This window comes from Mesorhizobium sp. WSM2240 (assembly GCF_040438645.1).
In the GTDB taxonomy this organism is placed as follows: domain Bacteria; phylum Pseudomonadota; class Alphaproteobacteria; order Rhizobiales; family Rhizobiaceae; genus Allomesorhizobium.
Genome location: NZ_CP159253.1, coordinates 5,652,228 through 5,666,617, shown reverse-complemented (window position 1 = coordinate 5,666,617; position 14,390 = coordinate 5,652,228). Strand labels below are relative to the sequence as shown.

Annotated in this window: 15 protein-coding genes; 5 read left to right on the top strand and 10 right to left on the bottom strand. The window is 63.7% G+C overall.

Going from position 1 to position 14,390, the window contains the following annotated elements:
- Nucleotides 1–36: 36 nt before the first annotated feature.
- The 3 genes from recR to ABVK50_RS28200 all read left to right on the top strand — a co-directional run bounded on the left by recR (nucleotide 37) and on the right by ABVK50_RS28200 (nucleotide 3,141).
- Nucleotides 37–642 (top strand): recombination mediator RecR, encoded by a 606-nt coding sequence (gene recR, locus ABVK50_RS28210; RefSeq protein ID WP_353643437.1) that lies wholly within the window; start codon nucleotides 37–39, stop codon nucleotides 640–642.
- Between the two features lie 92 nt (nucleotides 643–734).
- Nucleotides 735–1,940: a lytic murein transglycosylase gene (locus ABVK50_RS28205; protein WP_353645777.1), complete on the top strand. Its 1,206-nt coding sequence runs from the start codon at nucleotides 735–737 to the stop codon at nucleotides 1,938–1,940.
- A gap of 727 nt (nucleotides 1,941–2,667) precedes the next feature.
- Entirely contained in the window at nucleotides 2,668–3,141 is a 474-nt protein-coding gene (locus tag ABVK50_RS28200; RefSeq protein ID WP_353643438.1) for a hypothetical protein, read from the top strand.
- Between the two features lie 112 nt (nucleotides 3,142–3,253).
- On the opposite strand, the gene ABVK50_RS28195 is transcribed toward ABVK50_RS28200, so the two are convergent.
- The 3 genes from ABVK50_RS28195 to ABVK50_RS28185 all read right to left on the bottom strand — a co-directional run bounded on the left by ABVK50_RS28195 (nucleotide 3,254) and on the right by ABVK50_RS28185 (nucleotide 6,636).
- On the bottom strand, nucleotides 3,254–4,255 hold the full coding sequence (locus ABVK50_RS28195) for an LLM class flavin-dependent oxidoreductase (protein ID WP_353643439.1): 1,002 nt from the start codon (nucleotides 4,253–4,255) through the stop codon (nucleotides 3,254–3,256).
- A 77-nt stretch (nucleotides 4,256–4,332) separates the two neighbouring features.
- Entirely contained in the window at nucleotides 4,333–5,478 is a 1,146-nt protein-coding gene (locus ABVK50_RS28190) for an AI-2E family transporter (RefSeq protein ID WP_353643440.1), read from the bottom strand.
- Between the two features lie 102 nt (nucleotides 5,479–5,580).
- The gene (locus ABVK50_RS28185; RefSeq protein WP_353643441.1) at nucleotides 5,581–6,636 is read right to left on the bottom strand and encodes an LLM class flavin-dependent oxidoreductase; all 1,056 of its coding nucleotides are present in this window, start codon (nucleotides 6,634–6,636) and stop codon (nucleotides 5,581–5,583) included.
- Nucleotides 6,637–6,854: 218 nt separating this feature from the next.
- Between ABVK50_RS28185 and ABVK50_RS28180 the strand changes: the two genes are divergently transcribed.
- Nucleotides 6,855–7,262, top strand: a complete 408-nt coding sequence (locus tag ABVK50_RS28180; protein WP_353643442.1) for a DUF6481 family protein — start codon at nucleotides 6,855–6,857, stop codon at nucleotides 7,260–7,262.
- Between the two features lie 12 nt (nucleotides 7,263–7,274).
- Here ABVK50_RS28180 and sugE read toward each other — a convergent pair whose 3' ends face one another.
- The 3 genes from sugE to ABVK50_RS28165 all read right to left on the bottom strand — a co-directional run bounded on the left by sugE (nucleotide 7,275) and on the right by ABVK50_RS28165 (nucleotide 9,264).
- Nucleotides 7,275–7,589 carry a quaternary ammonium compound efflux SMR transporter SugE gene (sugE, locus tag ABVK50_RS28175; protein ID WP_353643443.1) on the bottom strand — a complete coding sequence of 105 codons (315 nt, stop codon included), beginning with the start codon at nucleotides 7,587–7,589 and terminating at the stop codon, nucleotides 7,275–7,277.
- 197 nt (nucleotides 7,590–7,786) lie between these two features.
- Nucleotides 7,787–7,915: a hypothetical protein gene (locus tag ABVK50_RS28170; RefSeq protein WP_353643444.1), complete on the bottom strand. Its 129-nt coding sequence runs from the start codon at nucleotides 7,913–7,915 to the stop codon at nucleotides 7,787–7,789.
- A gap of 89 nt (nucleotides 7,916–8,004) precedes the next feature.
- Entirely contained in the window at nucleotides 8,005–9,264 is a 1,260-nt protein-coding gene (locus ABVK50_RS28165; RefSeq protein ID WP_353643445.1) for a DNA recombination protein RmuC, read from the bottom strand.
- Nucleotides 9,265–9,362: 98 nt separating this feature from the next.
- Here ABVK50_RS28165 and def point away from each other — a divergent pair, with 98 nt between their 5' ends.
- Entirely contained in the window at nucleotides 9,363–9,893 is a 531-nt protein-coding gene (def, locus tag ABVK50_RS28160; RefSeq protein WP_353645778.1) for a peptide deformylase, read from the top strand.
- A 48-nt stretch (nucleotides 9,894–9,941) separates the two neighbouring features.
- Here def and ABVK50_RS28155 read toward each other — a convergent pair whose 3' ends face one another.
- From ABVK50_RS28155 to lnt, 4 genes are all read right to left on the bottom strand, one after another.
- Complete coding sequence (locus tag ABVK50_RS28155) at nucleotides 9,942–10,640, bottom strand: tRNA (guanine(46)-N(7))-methyltransferase TrmB (RefSeq protein ID WP_353643446.1); 699 nt, start codon at nucleotides 10,638–10,640, stop codon at nucleotides 9,942–9,944.
- A gap of 5 nt (nucleotides 10,641–10,645) precedes the next feature.
- Nucleotides 10,646–11,926, bottom strand: coding sequence for a methionine adenosyltransferase (gene metK / locus ABVK50_RS28150; RefSeq protein ID WP_353643447.1), 1,281 nt, complete (start codon nucleotides 11,924–11,926; stop codon nucleotides 10,646–10,648).
- A gap of 183 nt (nucleotides 11,927–12,109) precedes the next feature.
- Nucleotides 12,110–12,529, bottom strand: a complete 420-nt coding sequence (locus ABVK50_RS28145; RefSeq protein ID WP_353643448.1) for a helix-turn-helix transcriptional regulator — start codon at nucleotides 12,527–12,529, stop codon at nucleotides 12,110–12,112.
- Between the two features lie 122 nt (nucleotides 12,530–12,651).
- A complete protein-coding gene (lnt, locus tag ABVK50_RS28140) occupies nucleotides 12,652–14,241 on the bottom strand; it encodes an apolipoprotein N-acyltransferase (RefSeq protein WP_353643449.1) in 1,590 nt (529 codons plus the stop codon).
- Between the last annotated feature and the right edge of the window lie 149 nt (nucleotides 14,242–14,390).

Sequence of the window (14,390 nt, the reverse complement as noted above, 5' to 3'; positions counted from 1 at the left end):
CTACCCAATTTCCACCTTTCCCGCTAAACCAACGCCATGTCGAAACGAGTCGCCGGTCCTGAAATCGAACGCCTGATCCAGCTTCTGGCCAAGGTGCCGGGGCTCGGGCCGCGCTCGGCCAGGCGCGCGGCGCTTCACCTCATCAAGAAGAAGGAGCAGCTTCTTGCGCCGCTCGCCTCGGCGATGGGAGAGGCGGTCGAGAAGGTCCGGGTCTGCTCGAATTGCGGCAATGTCGACACGGCCGATCCATGCATGATCTGCACCGACCCGCGCCGCGACCAGTCGACGATCATCGTCGTCGAGGATGTTTCGGACCTCTGGGCGATGGAGCGCGCCACGGGCCTGAACGCACTCTACCACGTGCTTGGCGGCACGCTGTCGCCGCTCGACGGCATCGGCCCGGACCAACTCACCATCCGGCAACTGGTGGACCGCATTGCGGCGGGCGAGGTCAGGGAGGTGATCCTTGCCGTCAACGCCACGGTCGAAGGCCAGACCACGGCGCATTACCTCACCGACCAGCTTGCCGAATTCGGGGTCAGGGTGACGCGGCTGGCGCATGGCGTGCCGGTCGGCGGCGAACTCGATTATCTCGACGAGGGAACGCTGGCTGCGGCGCTGAAATCCAGAACCGTGTTTTGATCCAACGATCGGGAATTCTATCTGCGATGAACGAATGCCTGACCACGATGAGAAAGAACCCGCACGCTTTCCTGTCGCGTACGCTCTTGCTCATGATAACCGCGCTGCTGTTGGCGTGGACAAATCCTGCATCCGCCGCAAAGATCGACGAGCAGTTCCGGGCATGGCTCCGGAACGATCTGTGGCCGCAGGCCAGCGCCAACGGCGTCTCGCAACAGACCTTCGAGGCAGCGTTCGCCGGCATGAAACCCAATCTCAAATTGCCCGATCTGGTAATGCCGGGGCAAAAGCCGAAGACGCCGAAAAGGCAGCATCAGGCCGAGTTCGGCTCGCCCGGCAGCTATTTCGGCCCGATCGGGGGGGTGACGTCCGGCGGCAGATCGCGAGCGGGGCAGCATGCGAGGACGCTGGCCGCCATCGAGAAGCGCTACGGCGTTCCGGGTGAGATCGCGCTGGCGATCTGGGGCCGCGAATCCGGTTTCGGCACGGCGAAGATCCCGCACAACGCCTTCGAGGTGCTGGCGACCAAGGCGTTCATGTCGACCCGCAAGGAGATGTTTCGCAAGGAGGTGATCGCCGCTCTCGTCATGGTCGAGCGCGGCCTTGCCAGCCCGAAGGCGATGAAGTCGTCCTGGGCCGGCGCGCTCGGCCAGCCGCAATTCCTGCCCACCTCGTTTCTCGATCATGCCGTCGATCTCGACGGCGACGGCCGGCCCGACATCTGGAACTCCGTGCCCGACACGCTGGGTTCGATCGCCAATTACCTCGTCAATTACGGCTGGGTGAAGGGGCGCGACTGGGGTTTCGAGGTGACGGTGCCGGACAGCGTTTCCTGCGCGCTCGAAGGTCCGGACCGGGGGAGAAAAATTTCCGAGTGGGCGGCGATGGGCATTTCGCGCGTTGGCGGCAAGCCGTTCCCGGCGCATGAGGCCCGCGCCGAGGGCTTTTTGCTGATGCCCGCCGGACGCAGCGGCCCCGCTTTTATCGTTACGCCCAATTTCTACGTGCTCAAGAAGTATAATGAGAGCGATCTCTACGCGCTGTTCATCGGCCACGCCGCCGACCGCATCGCCGGCGGCGACAGGAATTTTGTCGGCCGCTGGGGCAAGGTCGGCGGGCTCTACCGTTCGGATGTGGCCGACCTTCAGCGCGGGCTGGAGCGGGCCGGCTATGATGTCGGCGGCGCCGACGGCCTGCCCGGCTTCAAGACGCGGCGCTCGATCGGCGAGTGGCAGAAGAAAAACGGCCGCGCGGCGACGTGCTTTCCGGACAAAGGTCTGGTGGAGGCGCTGAGGTGAGGTTTCCCTCCCCACAAGGGGACAGGGGAAGAGACTCGCTTCATCATCGCCACGCTTGGTCTGCCGCAGGGGACAGTTTACTTTTTTCCGCCCGCGCAAACCTGTCGACTGCCGCCGCCTTTCCGCGGAAAGAAAGTAAACTGTCCCCCGGCATGCGCTTCTCCGTTGCCACGCTGCGTTTCCGCCCTGGCCATTGCCCCTTCGACAAGCTCAGGGTGAGGTAGTCAGGAAGACGGGCGGGCAGGAAAGCGCCGCACGAATTCGTAAAGGAACAGGCACTCCCATGCCCGCCCGTCCGGTGTCTGTCGCCCGGTCGACCGGTCACGCGCCCCGCTCCATGTTCTTTCCATGGACAATGACGCGCGGATGATCCGCCTTCTCTCCACGAAGCATTGACGCGTCGTACCGGAATGCGGTGCGCACCAAGGTCCCGCCAGAACGGTGAGGCCATTATGCGGAAGCGGCAGGGGTGTGGGATAAACGGGGAGCGAAATAATTTCGATCCGGTTGTTATACCATTGATCCGCAAGGGTGATTTCTTCGATCTAGCCGAAATGAGGGTCGATTCTATCCACAGGGGTATCTCATGCGGCGGGTCAGGAGCCCGCCCCTTCCACCGCCTTCGGCAGCGCAAACAAATGCTTCGCTCCTGACGGGGAGTTGTCAGGAGCGCCCTGCTAGATTGTAGCCGTCGGAGGCGCATTTCCGCGCCGGGAGAGAAAACAGCATGATTTCTCAAGAGCAGGACGGCGCGGCCGGGTTTGATTTCCTGATCGGAAGCTGGGCAATCGAGAACGAGAGGCTGGCGAAGCGGTTTGCCGGAAGCAGCGAGTGGACGCGGTTCACGGCCATCTCGACCTGCCGCAAGCTCCTGAACGGCGCGGGCAATCTGGAGGAGATGACAATCCCTGGAAAGGCGTTTGCCGGACTGGCCCTGCGGATATTCAATCCCGCCGACGGGCTATGGTCGATCCACTGGGCCGACAATGACCGCCACCGCGTGCTGCCGCCCATGGTTGGTCGTTTTGAGAACGGAACAGGCGTCTTCTACGGCGACGAGGAGCATGAGGGCCGGACGGTGCGCGCCCGCTTCACCTGGACGCCATCGACGCAAAGCCCGCGCTGGGAGCAGGCATTTTCGCAGGACGACGGCAAGAACTGGGAAACCAACTGGGTGATGAAGTTTTCGCGGACCGAGTGACGTACCGCTGTGCCGGGGACAGTTTTATTACTTTCTTTCCGCGGAAAAGGCCGCGCGGCTGAGGGTTCGCACGGGCGGGAAAAGTAAACTGTCTCCTGAGCTTCTCCTGAGCTTAAGCCGCCTTCGACAATTCCCGATGCGCGTCGGCCAGTATCTCGAACGAGCGAAGCCGCGCCGCATGATCGAATATCTGCGCAGTGACCATCAGTTCGTCCGCGCCGGTGCGCCGGATGAAGGCGTCGAGGCCGCTGCGCACGGTTTCGGGCGAGCCGACGATGGCGCAGGAAAGAGCCTGGTCGAGCATCGCGCTGGCCATCGGTTCGATCTGGTTCCTGTAGCCGGGGACAGGCGGCGGCAACGGACCGGGGCGGCCGGTGCGCAGATTGACGAATGCCTGCTGCAGTGACGAAAACAGAAGCTCGGCTTCCGCGTCGGTCGCCGCTGCGATGACGTTCAGCCCGAGCATCACATAGGGCTTGTCGAGTTGCGCCGAGGGCTGGAAGCGCGAGCGGTAGATGTCGAGCGCGTGCTCCATTTCGGCCGGCGCGAAATGGGAAGCGAAGGCGTAAGGCAGGCCGAGCATGGCGGCAAGCTGCGCGCCATAGGTGGACGAGCCGAGAATCCACACGGGTACATTCTGGCCCTCACCGGGCACGGCGCGGATGCGCTGGCCGGGTTCGGCAGGCTGGAAATAGCCGATCAGCTCGACGACGTCCTGCGGAAAGCTGTCGACGCCGGCCTCCAGATTGCGGCGCAGCGCCCGCGCCGTCGCCATATCGGTGCCCGGCGCGCGGCCGAGGCCGAGGTCGATGCGGCCCGGATGCAGCGCCGCCAGCGTGCCGAACTGCTCGGCGATGACCAAAGGCGCGTGGTTGGGCAGCATGATGCCGCCGGCGCCGACGCGGATGGTCGAGGTGCCCGCCGCGACATGCGCTATCACGACCGATGTGGCGGCGCTGGCGATGCCCGGCATGTTGTGATGCTCGGCGAGCCAGTAGCGCCGATAGCCGAGCCGCTCGGTGTGGCGGGCGAGATCGAGCGTGTTGGCGAGCGATTGCGAGGCGGTGCCACCTTCGGTGATCGGCGACAGGTCGAGAACGGAAAGAGGGATCATGAGACGCTTCCGGGGATCGGGAACCCGGATATGGGGAGCGATGTCCATGGCTGCAAAGGCTGGACCAATAAACGATGCTAACCGGCCGGCTCCGACTGCTCCTCCGGTTCTTCGGCCGTCTGCTGCGCCGCCAGGAAATTGCCGACATGGCGCAGGCTGTCGAAATGGTCGCAGAAAACCTTGATGACCACCAGGATCGGCACGGCGATCAGCGCGCCGACGAAACCCCACAGCCATGACCAGAAGGCGACGGCGATGAAGATCGCCACGGCGTTGATCTCAAGGCGGCGACCGACCACCAGCGGCGTCACAAACTGGCCTTCGGTGATGTTGCAGGCCACTACGAAGGCCGGCGCGACCAAGGCGTATGCCAGGCTATCGAAGCTGATGATCGAGATGGCGGCGACAAGCACAATCGTCATCAGCGCGCCGATATAGGGCAGGAAGTTGAGCAGGGCGGCGGCGACGCCCCAGACGAATGGGTTCGGCAGGCCGATCGCCCACAGGCCGAGGCCGACGGCGAGCCCAAGCCCGCCGTTTATAAGCGCCACGGTGAGCAGATAGCGCGAGATCTCGCGCTCGACATCGTAGACGACGCGCAAAGCCCGCTTCTTTTCGCTCATGCGGGCAAAGGACTGAATGATCTTCTCGTAGAACATCGTGCCCGAGGCGAGCAGGAACAGCGACAGCACGAAGGTGATGGCGATGGTCGTAGCGGCGGACAGAAGGTTGCCCGCGGCCTGCGAGACGATGCCGGGCTGCGCGACCACCACTTTCTGTACGCCGGGCTCCTGCGTGGTTTCGGCGACCTGCTCGACCTGCCGGGAGACCTGCATCACCCGCTCGAATGGATGGCGCAGTTCGGCCAAACGCTCGGTGAGTTCGCGCCCGATCGCCGGAGCATCGTTGACCAGGTCCATGACTGGGCCGCTCATGAAATATCCGGCGCCGCCGATGCCGATGACCGACAGAACCACCAGGAACGTGGCCGACAGCGCCTCCGGCACGCCGTGCCGGCGTAGGAAGCGCACGATCGGCGTCAGCATCAGCGCCAGCATGAAGGCGAGAAGGACCGGCATGAAGAAATCGCGCGCGAAATAGAGCGCGTAGACGGCGGTGAAGATGAAGATGCCGATCAGCAGCGAGCGCATCAGCCGCGTATCGGACGCAGACCGCGCAGTTTCCGGCTTGTCGTCACCGGGAACGGCGGGTTGGATCGTCATGGCTCGAGTTCCCCCGATCTTCGCTCATCCGGCGGGTGCCGGCGCGAAAAATCCTTTACGCGCAACAATGCGCATGCCGCGCCGAAGTTCCGCCGGGCTCGATCAGGGCGCGGCGACGGCCGGGGCTTTGGCGGTTTCCTTGCGCACGATCGGAGCGACCTTCGTGCCGTAAAGCTCGATCGCCTTCATCAGCTTGGCGTGCGGCATCATGCCGATCGCCATCTGCAGCAGAAAACGGTCGTTCCCGAAGATGCGATGGTGGGCCACGATCTTTTCGGCGACCTCTTCCGGATTTCCGACGAAGAGCGCGCCGCGCGGGCCGCGCGACTGGTCGAAATGCGCTCTCGACGTCGGGCCCCAGCCACGCTCGCGGCCGATACGGTTCATCACTTCGGCCTGTGGGAGATAGAAGTCGTCGGCCGCCTGTTCGGTGGTTTCGGCGATGAAGCCGTGCACATTGATGCTGGTGGCGAGCGTTGCCGGATCATGGCCGGCGCGGCCGGCAGCCTGCCGGTAGAGATCGAAGAGCGGCGCGAAACGCGCCGGCTCGCCGCCGATGATGGCGAGCGCCAGCGGCAGGCCGAGTACGCCGGCGCGGGCGACCGAATTGGGCGTGCCGCCGACCGCGATCCAGATCGGCAGCTTGTCCTGGAGCGGGCGCGGATAGGCGCCGCGACCCTCGATTCTCGGCGTATGCTTGCCGCCCGACCACGATATGTGTTCGCTTTCGCGCAGCTTGAGCAGCAGTTCGAGCTTCTCGGCAAACAGCGTGTCGTAGTCGTTCAGGTCGTAGCCGAACAGCGGGAACGATTCGATGAACGAGCCGCGCCCGGCCATGATCTCGGCGCGACCGCCTGACAGGAGATCGAGCATCGAGAATTGCTGGAAGACGCGCACCGGATCGTCCGAGGAGAGCACGGTAACGGCACTGGTCAGCCGGATGCGCTTTGTGCGCTCGGCAGCGGCGGCAAGCGCCACGACCGGGGCCGAAGCGGCGTAGTCGGGCCGGTGGTGCTCGCCGAGGCCGAACACATCGAGCCCGACCTGGTCGGCCAGTTCGATCTCCTCGATGAGGTTGCGCAGGCGCTGGTGCGGGGTGATCGCGCCGGGCCCCTTGTCGAGGCTGACGTCGGCGAAGGTGTAGAGGCCGAGTTCCATGGATTCTCCTCGCTATATCGCCCGCACAGGTAGCTGCACGGCGGGCCTGCCGCCAGTGCCCATCCGGTGAACAGTCCATTTCGGGTATGCCGCAAAAGCGTTCCCCTGCGGCAACATAGCGGGCGATTTCATGGCAGGCATTCCCATTTGACGCTTGAACTCTCGGCTATCGCGCGTATGTAAGCGGCGCAATCGACGACAAGAATTGAAGGCGGACATTGGCTATCTACAGAGAGAAAGACATTTTCGAGCGGCGCAACGCGGCAAACGAGGCGAAAAAGGCGCTGCTGGAGCGGTTCAAGGCAAAGCCCGACCCGAACGACCCCCAGGTCTTGGCCAAGCAGGCCGAGCGCAAGGCGATCCTCGAGGCGCGCGAGAAGCGGGCTGCGGAGAAGGAAAAGCTGAGGCAGGAAAAGCTGGCCCGTGAAGCGGTCGAGCGCGCCGAGCGCGAAGCGGCGGCTGAAGCAGCACGCATTGCCGCCGAGGAAGCTGCTGCCGCCGAGGCCAAGGCCAAGGAAGCGGAAGAAACCGAGCGTATCGCTCGCCTTCTAGCGGACGAGGCCGAGCGCAAGGCCAAGCGCGACGCGCGTTATGCGGCGCGCAAGCAGCGCAAGCGGTTCGGCTAGTACTCGACGGCTTCAGGCGACCAGCTTGAGGCCGACAATGCCTGCCACGATCAGCCCGATGCAGACCAGCCTGATGACGGTGGCCGGCTCGCCGAGCAGGTAGATGCCGAGCACAGCGGTGCCGACCGTGCCTATGCCGGTCCAGACCGCATAGGCGGTGCCGACCGGCAGCGTCTTGAGGGCAAGCCCGAGCAGGCCGAGGCTGATGACCATGCTGGCGACGGTCAGCAGCGTCGGCGTGAGGCGGGTGAAGCCGTCGGTATATTTCAGGCCGATAGCCCAACCGATTTCAAACAGTCCCGCGAAGAAAAGATAAGTCCAAGCCATGTCCGGCCTCGTGGATTCGGCGGGCCGTCCCGACCGTGTCGCAAGGTGCAGGGTCGTCCCGGCACCGCCAGAGGGAATTCTGGCATCTCAAACTCATTTCTCCGAAAACCGGAGCTTTTTCGAAGGACGCGCAGCGCTCAAATGAAGGCGGCCGGCGGGATATAGGCGCCGGCCGCCTTCATCGGTTCTTCCGAAGGCTATTTCTTGTCCTTCAGCTTGGCTGCGGGAACCGGCGCCGCCTTGAGCGCTGGCGCGGGCGCCGGCTTCTTGGCGTCCTTTTTCGGTTTCCTGGCTTCCTTGTTGCTGCGCAATTGACCCTTGGCCATGATTCGCTCCTCCGGCTGGCTGGCAGATGAGTGAAACAAGAGAATCGGGGCAAGGGCAAGAGCGCTCGAAGCGCCACGACGGCCTGCGTTCAGGCGTCCGCTTCGTCGACCACCCGCAACCTGAGCTGACCGGTCCTTGAATCGGCGCTCCGCGCCTTGACCGGTGCGGCGACAACTTCCGCGGTCTCCGCGCCAGGCGTCCCGAATTCCAGCGCCTCGATCTTCTGGCCGCGCTTGGTCACCTTCGAGGACGAGACCAGAATGTCGTCTATGTCCTTCGAGGCCTGGCCGAAATGCGTCTGCAGCTTACGCACGCGTTCGTCGAGGCGCGAGACGTCTTCCATCAGGCGGATGACCTCGCCCTGGATCAGATGCGCCTGCTCGCGCATCGAGGCGTCCTTGAGGATCGCCTGAATGACCTGGATCGACAGCATCAGCAGCGACGGCGAGACGATCACGATGCGGGCGCGATGCGCGCGATGCACGATCGATTCGAAGTTCTCGTGGATCTCGGCGAAGATCGATTCCGACGGCACGAACAGGAAGGCGGTGTCCTGCGTCTCGCCATTTATCAGGTACTTTTCCGAAATTGCCTTGATGTGCACTTCGAGATCGCGCCTGAACGCCTGGGCGGCATATTTCTGCGCCTCGGAACCTTCGCTGTCGGCGGCTGCGCGGATGGCGTTCCAAGCTTCCAGCGGGAATTTCGCATCGATGACCAGGGACGGCGCATCGTTCGGCATTTTCACGACGCAGTCCGGCCGGTTGCCGTTGGAAAGCGTCGCCTGGAACTCGTAGGCGCCGTGCGGCAGGCCGTCGGCAACGATCGCTTCCATGCGCGACTGGCCGAAGGCGCCGCGCGTCTGCTTGTTGGAGAGGATCGCCTGAAGCTGCACGACCTGGCCGGCGAGCGACTGGATGTTGCCCTGCGCGGTGTCGATGACCGCCAGCCGCTCCTGCAGTTTCGCCAGGCTCTCATGCGTCGACCTGGTCTGCTCGGTCATGGTCTGGCCGATGCGGCCGGTCATGGCGTCGAGGCGCTGGCCGATCGACTGGGTGAGCTCGGCCTGTCTCGCGCCGAACACTTCGGCGACCGCGCCGAGCCGGCCCTGCATTTCGGCCTGCGCCTGCAATATGCCGGCCATGCGCGCTTCGGCATCGCGGGCGTGGTCCGCGGCTTCGGCCGCGGCCGCCGCACGCGCATTCGCCGCGCGCCAGAGCGCCGCGATCAGCGCCACCAGCAGGACAAGGAACAGCGTGGCGGCGACAGCGAGCAGCTGGCCGAGCGTGACGGTGGATGCGCCAAGCTGCGCAACGGGGGCCGAGAGTATTGAGCTGAGTTCGTTCATGCCCGCGTACGATACGCGATTCGGCGATAGATCAAAACATGAACATTTGCACATCGGTCGCGGTTGACTGAATTAAGGCGAGCGATTACGTGAACACGATGTCGATCAAGCCTCTCATCATCCTTCCCGACCCAGTCCTCCGCCAGGTTTCAAAGCCCGTCAGCCAAGTCGACGCGCCGCTGCTCAAGCTGGCCGACGATATGCTGGAAACCATGTATGACGCGCCGGGCATTGGACTGGCGGCGATCCAGGTCGGCGAGCCGCTCAGAATGCTGGTCATCGATCTCGCTAAGGAAGACGAGAAGCCTGCGCCGCAGGTTTTCATCAATCCGGAGATTGTCGCTAGCGGCGAAGAGCGTTCGGTCTATGAGGAAGGCTGCCTGTCGATCCCGGATTATTATGCCGAGGTGGAGCGGCCGGCGACCGTGCGCGTGAAATATCTCGACCGCGACGGCAAGCTTCAGGAGACGGAGGCCGAGGGCCTTCTGGCAACCTGTCTGCAGCACGAGATCGACCATCTCAACGGCGTGCTGTTCATCGACCATATTTCCAAGCTGAAGCGCGATATGGTCGTGAAGAAGTTCAAGAAATTGGCCAAGGAACGCCCGCCTAGCCGGATGGTCGGGTAGGCGGTTCTCGGATTGACCGGATAGCCGGCGTCAACCCTGACGAGCGTCCTACGTCCTGACGAATGTCAGATAGGCCGGGATGCGGTTTTCGCGAATGGCCTTCGCCTCGTATCTGGTGCGCACCCAGGTCTCGTAAGGCCGGCGCCAGTCATCGGCGTCGCGCGCCTGCCATTCGAACGCGCCATGCGCCCGGCAATGCAGCAGCGTCCAATTGATGTAATGGTCGATGTCGGAAGCGAAACGGAATTTTCCGCCCGGTTTGAGCACGCGGGCGAAGCGGTCAAGATTGGTCGGACTGACGAAGCGGCGCTTCCAGTGCCGCCGCTTCGGCCACGGATCGGGATAGAAGAGGTCTATGCCGTCGAGCGAGGCCGGCGGGAGCCAGTCGAGCACCCGGGTCGCATCGTCGTCGTAAATGCGCAGATTGGCGAGCGGCTGCCGGTCCAGCGCCACCATCATCTTGGCCAGGCCGTTGACGAAGGGCTCGACACCTATGAAGCCGGTGTCGGGCTCGGCCGCGGCGGCATGGCGCAGATGCTCGCCACCGCCGAAGCCGATTTCGAGCCGCAGCTTCGACACCTTGACCGGAAACAGCCGGCGAAGGTCGCCCGGGTCCGGCTGTTCGATATCTATCCGGTACTTTTCAAGACCGGCCGCCAGGGCCGAAGCCTGGAGCGGCCGGATCGCCTTGCCGTGGCGGCGCCCGAAGAAGGCCTCCGTCGACCGTTCGCGGCGCTCGCTCGCCATTGGGGTCAGGCTGCAACCGTCTCCTTGCCCGTCACCGCTTCCTTGATGGCCTTGACCAGATCGGTCTTTTCCCAGGAGAACGAGCCATCGCGACCCGGCTTGCGGCCGAAATGGCCATAAGCGGTGGTCTTGGCGTAGATCGGCTTGTTCAGGTCGAGATGGCGGCGGATGCCCGAAGGCGACAGGTCCATCACTTCACGCAAGGCGCTTTCGATGGCCGACGCCTCCACCCTGCCGGTTCCGTGCAGGTCGACATAGACCGACAGCGGCTGGGCGACGCCGATCGCATAGGAAAGCTGGATCGTGCAGCGGTCCGCGAGCTTGGCCGCGACCACGTTCTTGGCGAGGTAGCGCGCGGCGTAAGCCGCCGAGCGGTCGACCTTGGTCGTATCCTTGCCCGAAAACGCGCCGCCGCCATGCGCGGCCGCGCCGCCATAGGTGTCGACGATGATCTTGCGGCCGGTCAGGCCGGCGTCGCCATCGGGCCCGCCGATAACGAACTTGCCCGTCGGGTTGATGTACCACTGGCAGTCGGGCGCGATTTCCAGATCGCCCAGCGCCTCGCGGATGTAGGGTTCGACGACCTGACGGACCTTTTTGGAGTCCCAGCTTGCGTCGAGGTGCTGGGTCGACAGGACGATCGATGTGACCGAGGCCGGCTTGCCGTCGACATAGCTCACCGTTATCTGGCTCTTGGCGTCGGGCCCGAGCTTGGCGACGTCGCCAATGCCGGCGCGGCGCGCCGTCGAAAGCGCTTCCAGGATCTTGTGGCTGTAATAGATGGGCGCCGGCATCAGCTCCGGCGTCTCGCGGCAGGCATAACCGAACATGATGCCCTGGTCGCCGGCGCCTTCGGTATTGGAGTCGGACGCCTTGTCGACGCCCTGCGCGATATCCGCGGACTGTGCGTGCAGCAGCACGTCGATCTTGGCGTGCTTCCAGTGGAAGCCGTCCTGCTCGTAGCCGATGTCGCGAATGGCGCGCCGGGCGACGGAACGGAATTTCGACGGATTGACGACGACGTGGCCCTTGGCGTCGAGCAACGGCTTGCCGACCTTATCGGTCTTGAGCAGGGTCGGCGGAACCCGGACCTCGCCGGCGATGACCACGCGGTTGGTGGTGGCCAGCGTCTCGCATGCGACGCGGACGTCCCAGGGATTCATTCCTGTCTTCTTGGCCTCGCGATAGACCAGATCGACGATCTCGTCGGAAATACGGTCGCAAACCTTGTCGGGATGGCCTTCGGAAACGGATTCCGAGGTGAAAAGATAATTCTGCCGCGTCACGGGTGTCCCCTCTCGAAGTCTTTGATCGGCAGAATGCCGAACATAGGCGGGACAGGTGTTAACGAAGCGGCATGCCCGTCGTCAAGACACAGCTTGCCTCAAATATCGCATTGGCTTCCGCTATCGCGCGCTGTGGCCTCCAGCGACGCTTCGCAGCGACGGCTGCGGCCGGAGCTTTGGCGTCTATTCGGCGTCGTCGGCGCCGAGCACCTTGACCAGGTCTATGACCTTGCGCCGTACCTTCGGATCCTGGATCTTCACGAACGCCCTGTTCAGCTGCAGACCCTCGGTGCTGCTGCAGAAATCCAGAGTGAAACCCGCCGACTGGTCTTCGGCGAAGCCCTTGCCGGCCGTGGCAGGCTGGCCGGGCGCATCCTCGAACAGGAAAGAAACCGGGACGCCCAGTATGTTGGAGATCGCCTGCAGGCGACTGGCGCCGACGCGGTTGGTGCCCTTTTCGTATTTCTGGATCTGCTGAAAAGTTATGCCAAGACTTTCACCGAGCTTTTCCTGGCTCATACCCAGCATGTTTCGGCGGAGGCGGATTCTGCTTCCGACGTGAATATCGGTCGGGTTCGGCTTTTTCTTATTTTCCTTGTCCATTTCTTCCTCGCCGTCTCCCGGCTAACGAATTTTTCGAGTCGCTGGCGCCGGGAATTCCCGTTCAGATGACCGTCGACGGGCAAATGCGACACTTACAGTATGAGTTTCTAATATACGTTCTGTCAATTCGAACGGAGCTTCTGCCGAAGTTTCATTCCAAGGGCCAACGCCGCGAAACCAAACAAAATTCCGACACCAATAAAGCGGGAGGGAAGACGGGTCATTGTGTCAGGGGACCGGAACGGGATGGTCACGTCTATTACCCCCCGCGCATCGACCGCCAAGGCATCGACCACACTGCCCCGCTCGTCGATGACGCCCGAAATCCCCGTATTGGCGGCGCGCACGAGCGGTAGCCCTGTCTCCACGGCACGGACCTGAGCCTGCCGGAAATGCTGATACGGGCCGGGCGTGTCGCCAAACCACGCATCGTTTGTGACATTCACAATAATATCAGTTGACGCAACGTCAACTGCCACCAGGTCGGGGAAGATTATTTCGTAGCAAATAAACGGAAGTGCGCGGATGCCGCCGGGCAAGACGATCGAATGCCTCTTGCTGCCGGCGGTGAAGTCCATCGGGCCGGTGACAAGCTTTTCCAGTCCGAGCCTGCCCAGCCAGTCCGCAAAGGGCAGGTATTCTCCGAACGGGACGAGATGAATTTTGTCGATGGCATCAACGATCTCGCCGCTATCGTCGATCGCCACGACGGAATTGTAGTAGCGCGTGCCTTCCTTGCCGCCGGCCCCCTCGGAACGCACAGCGCCGGCGATCAGGATCTGACCGTCCGACAGCATCTCGCCCAGCGCTGCCAAGGCGTCGGGCCTGTCTGTGAACAGGAACGGCACCGAGGTTTCGGGCCACAGGATGAACTGCGGCTTCGCCTCGCCGGCCGCCGCCGGCGCGCCGCTCAATCCGACAATCGATCCGAAGACCCGGTCAGCAACGGCGGCGTCCCATTTTTCCGTCATGGCGACAGACGGCTGCACGATGCGCACCGTCAGCGTGCGCTCGGGAGGTCCCGGCGGCGTCGAAAGCCGGACATAGCCGAGCATGATGTGGGCGGCGATTATCAGCGCGGCAAGCGCGAAGCCCAGGCGGGCGCCGCCGCCCCCGGCGAGCAAGGCCGGCATGGCAAAGACGAATACCGCAAGCGCGTTCATGCCGATCAGGCCTACCACCGAAACGCTTTGCATGAGCAGAGGCACCGGCATGGCGGCATAGCCGATTGCGGCCCATGGAAAGCCGGTGAACAGGATCATGCGCAGCCATTCAGCCACGCCGAAGCCGAGGGCCAGCGCCGCGATGCGACCGATATTGTTGCTCCAGAGCAGGCGAGCCAGCGCCGCGGCAAATCCGTAGAACAAAGCCATGATGACGGGGATGCCGACCACCGCCAGCGGCAGCGCCCAGGCGAAGGCTTCGGCCTCGACAAGAAGCGCGTTGCCGATCCACCACAGACCGCCAAGGAAATAGCCGAAGCCGAACCACCAGCCGATGGCGAAAGCCGGAGCCAGACGCCTGACCAGCCCCACCGGGCCGGAAACGGCAGCCCCGTCGAGCAGCCAGACCAATACGGGGAACGAAATGAAGCAGGCGGCGAAGAAATCGTAGGGCGCCTGGGCAAGCACGGCGAATGCGCCGGCGAGAAACGCTGTCAGCGCGCGGCGCCATCCCCACAGCAAGATAATCCGCCCCGCCAGGCGCTCCATGCACAGCCCCTCGTCCCAGAATCACGCAGCCACGTTCTAACAGGACGAAGCCCTCGCTCCAAACCCGGCGCGTGGACCGGCTGATCGGTGTCCCATGTCCGGCCACATCGGCCTGACGCCAGGGCATGCCTCCTGCCAGCGGGCTGTCA

Coding starts and splice junctions, on each gene's coding strand:
- recR (WP_353643437.1), top strand. CDS start 37: ATGTCGAAACGAGTCGCCGGTCCTGAAATCGAACGCCTGATCCAGCTT.
- sugE (WP_353643443.1), bottom strand. CDS start 7,589: ATGGCTTGGACTTATCTTTTCTTCGCGGGACTGTTTGAAATCGGTTGG.
- ABVK50_RS28200 (WP_353643438.1), top strand. CDS start 2,668: ATGATTTCTCAAGAGCAGGACGGCGCGGCCGGGTTTGATTTCCTGATC.
- ABVK50_RS28190 (WP_353643440.1), bottom strand. CDS start 5,478: ATGACGATCCAACCCGCCGTTCCCGGTGACGACAAGCCGGAAACTGCG.
- ABVK50_RS28155 (WP_353643446.1), bottom strand. CDS start 10,640: ATGGCGAGCGAGCGCCGCGAACGGTCGACGGAGGCCTTCTTCGGGCGC.
- ABVK50_RS28195 (WP_353643439.1), bottom strand. CDS start 4,255: ATGATCCCTCTTTCCGTTCTCGACCTGTCGCCGATCACCGAAGGTGGC.
- ABVK50_RS28145 (WP_353643448.1), bottom strand. CDS start 12,529: ATGGACAAGGAAAATAAGAAAAAGCCGAACCCGACCGATATTCACGTC.
- ABVK50_RS28170 (WP_353643444.1), bottom strand. CDS start 7,915: ATGGCCAAGGGTCAATTGCGCAGCAACAAGGAAGCCAGGAAACCGAAA.
- lnt (WP_353643449.1), bottom strand. CDS start 14,241: ATGGAGCGCCTGGCGGGGCGGATTATCTTGCTGTGGGGATGGCGCCGC.
- ABVK50_RS28165 (WP_353643445.1), bottom strand. CDS start 9,264: ATGAACGAACTCAGCTCAATACTCTCGGCCCCCGTTGCGCAGCTTGGC.
- ABVK50_RS28205 (WP_353645777.1), top strand. CDS start 735: ATGATAACCGCGCTGCTGTTGGCGTGGACAAATCCTGCATCCGCCGCA.
- def (WP_353645778.1), top strand. CDS start 9,363: ATGTCGATCAAGCCTCTCATCATCCTTCCCGACCCAGTCCTCCGCCAG.
- ABVK50_RS28185 (WP_353643441.1), bottom strand. CDS start 6,636: ATGGAACTCGGCCTCTACACCTTCGCCGACGTCAGCCTCGACAAGGGG.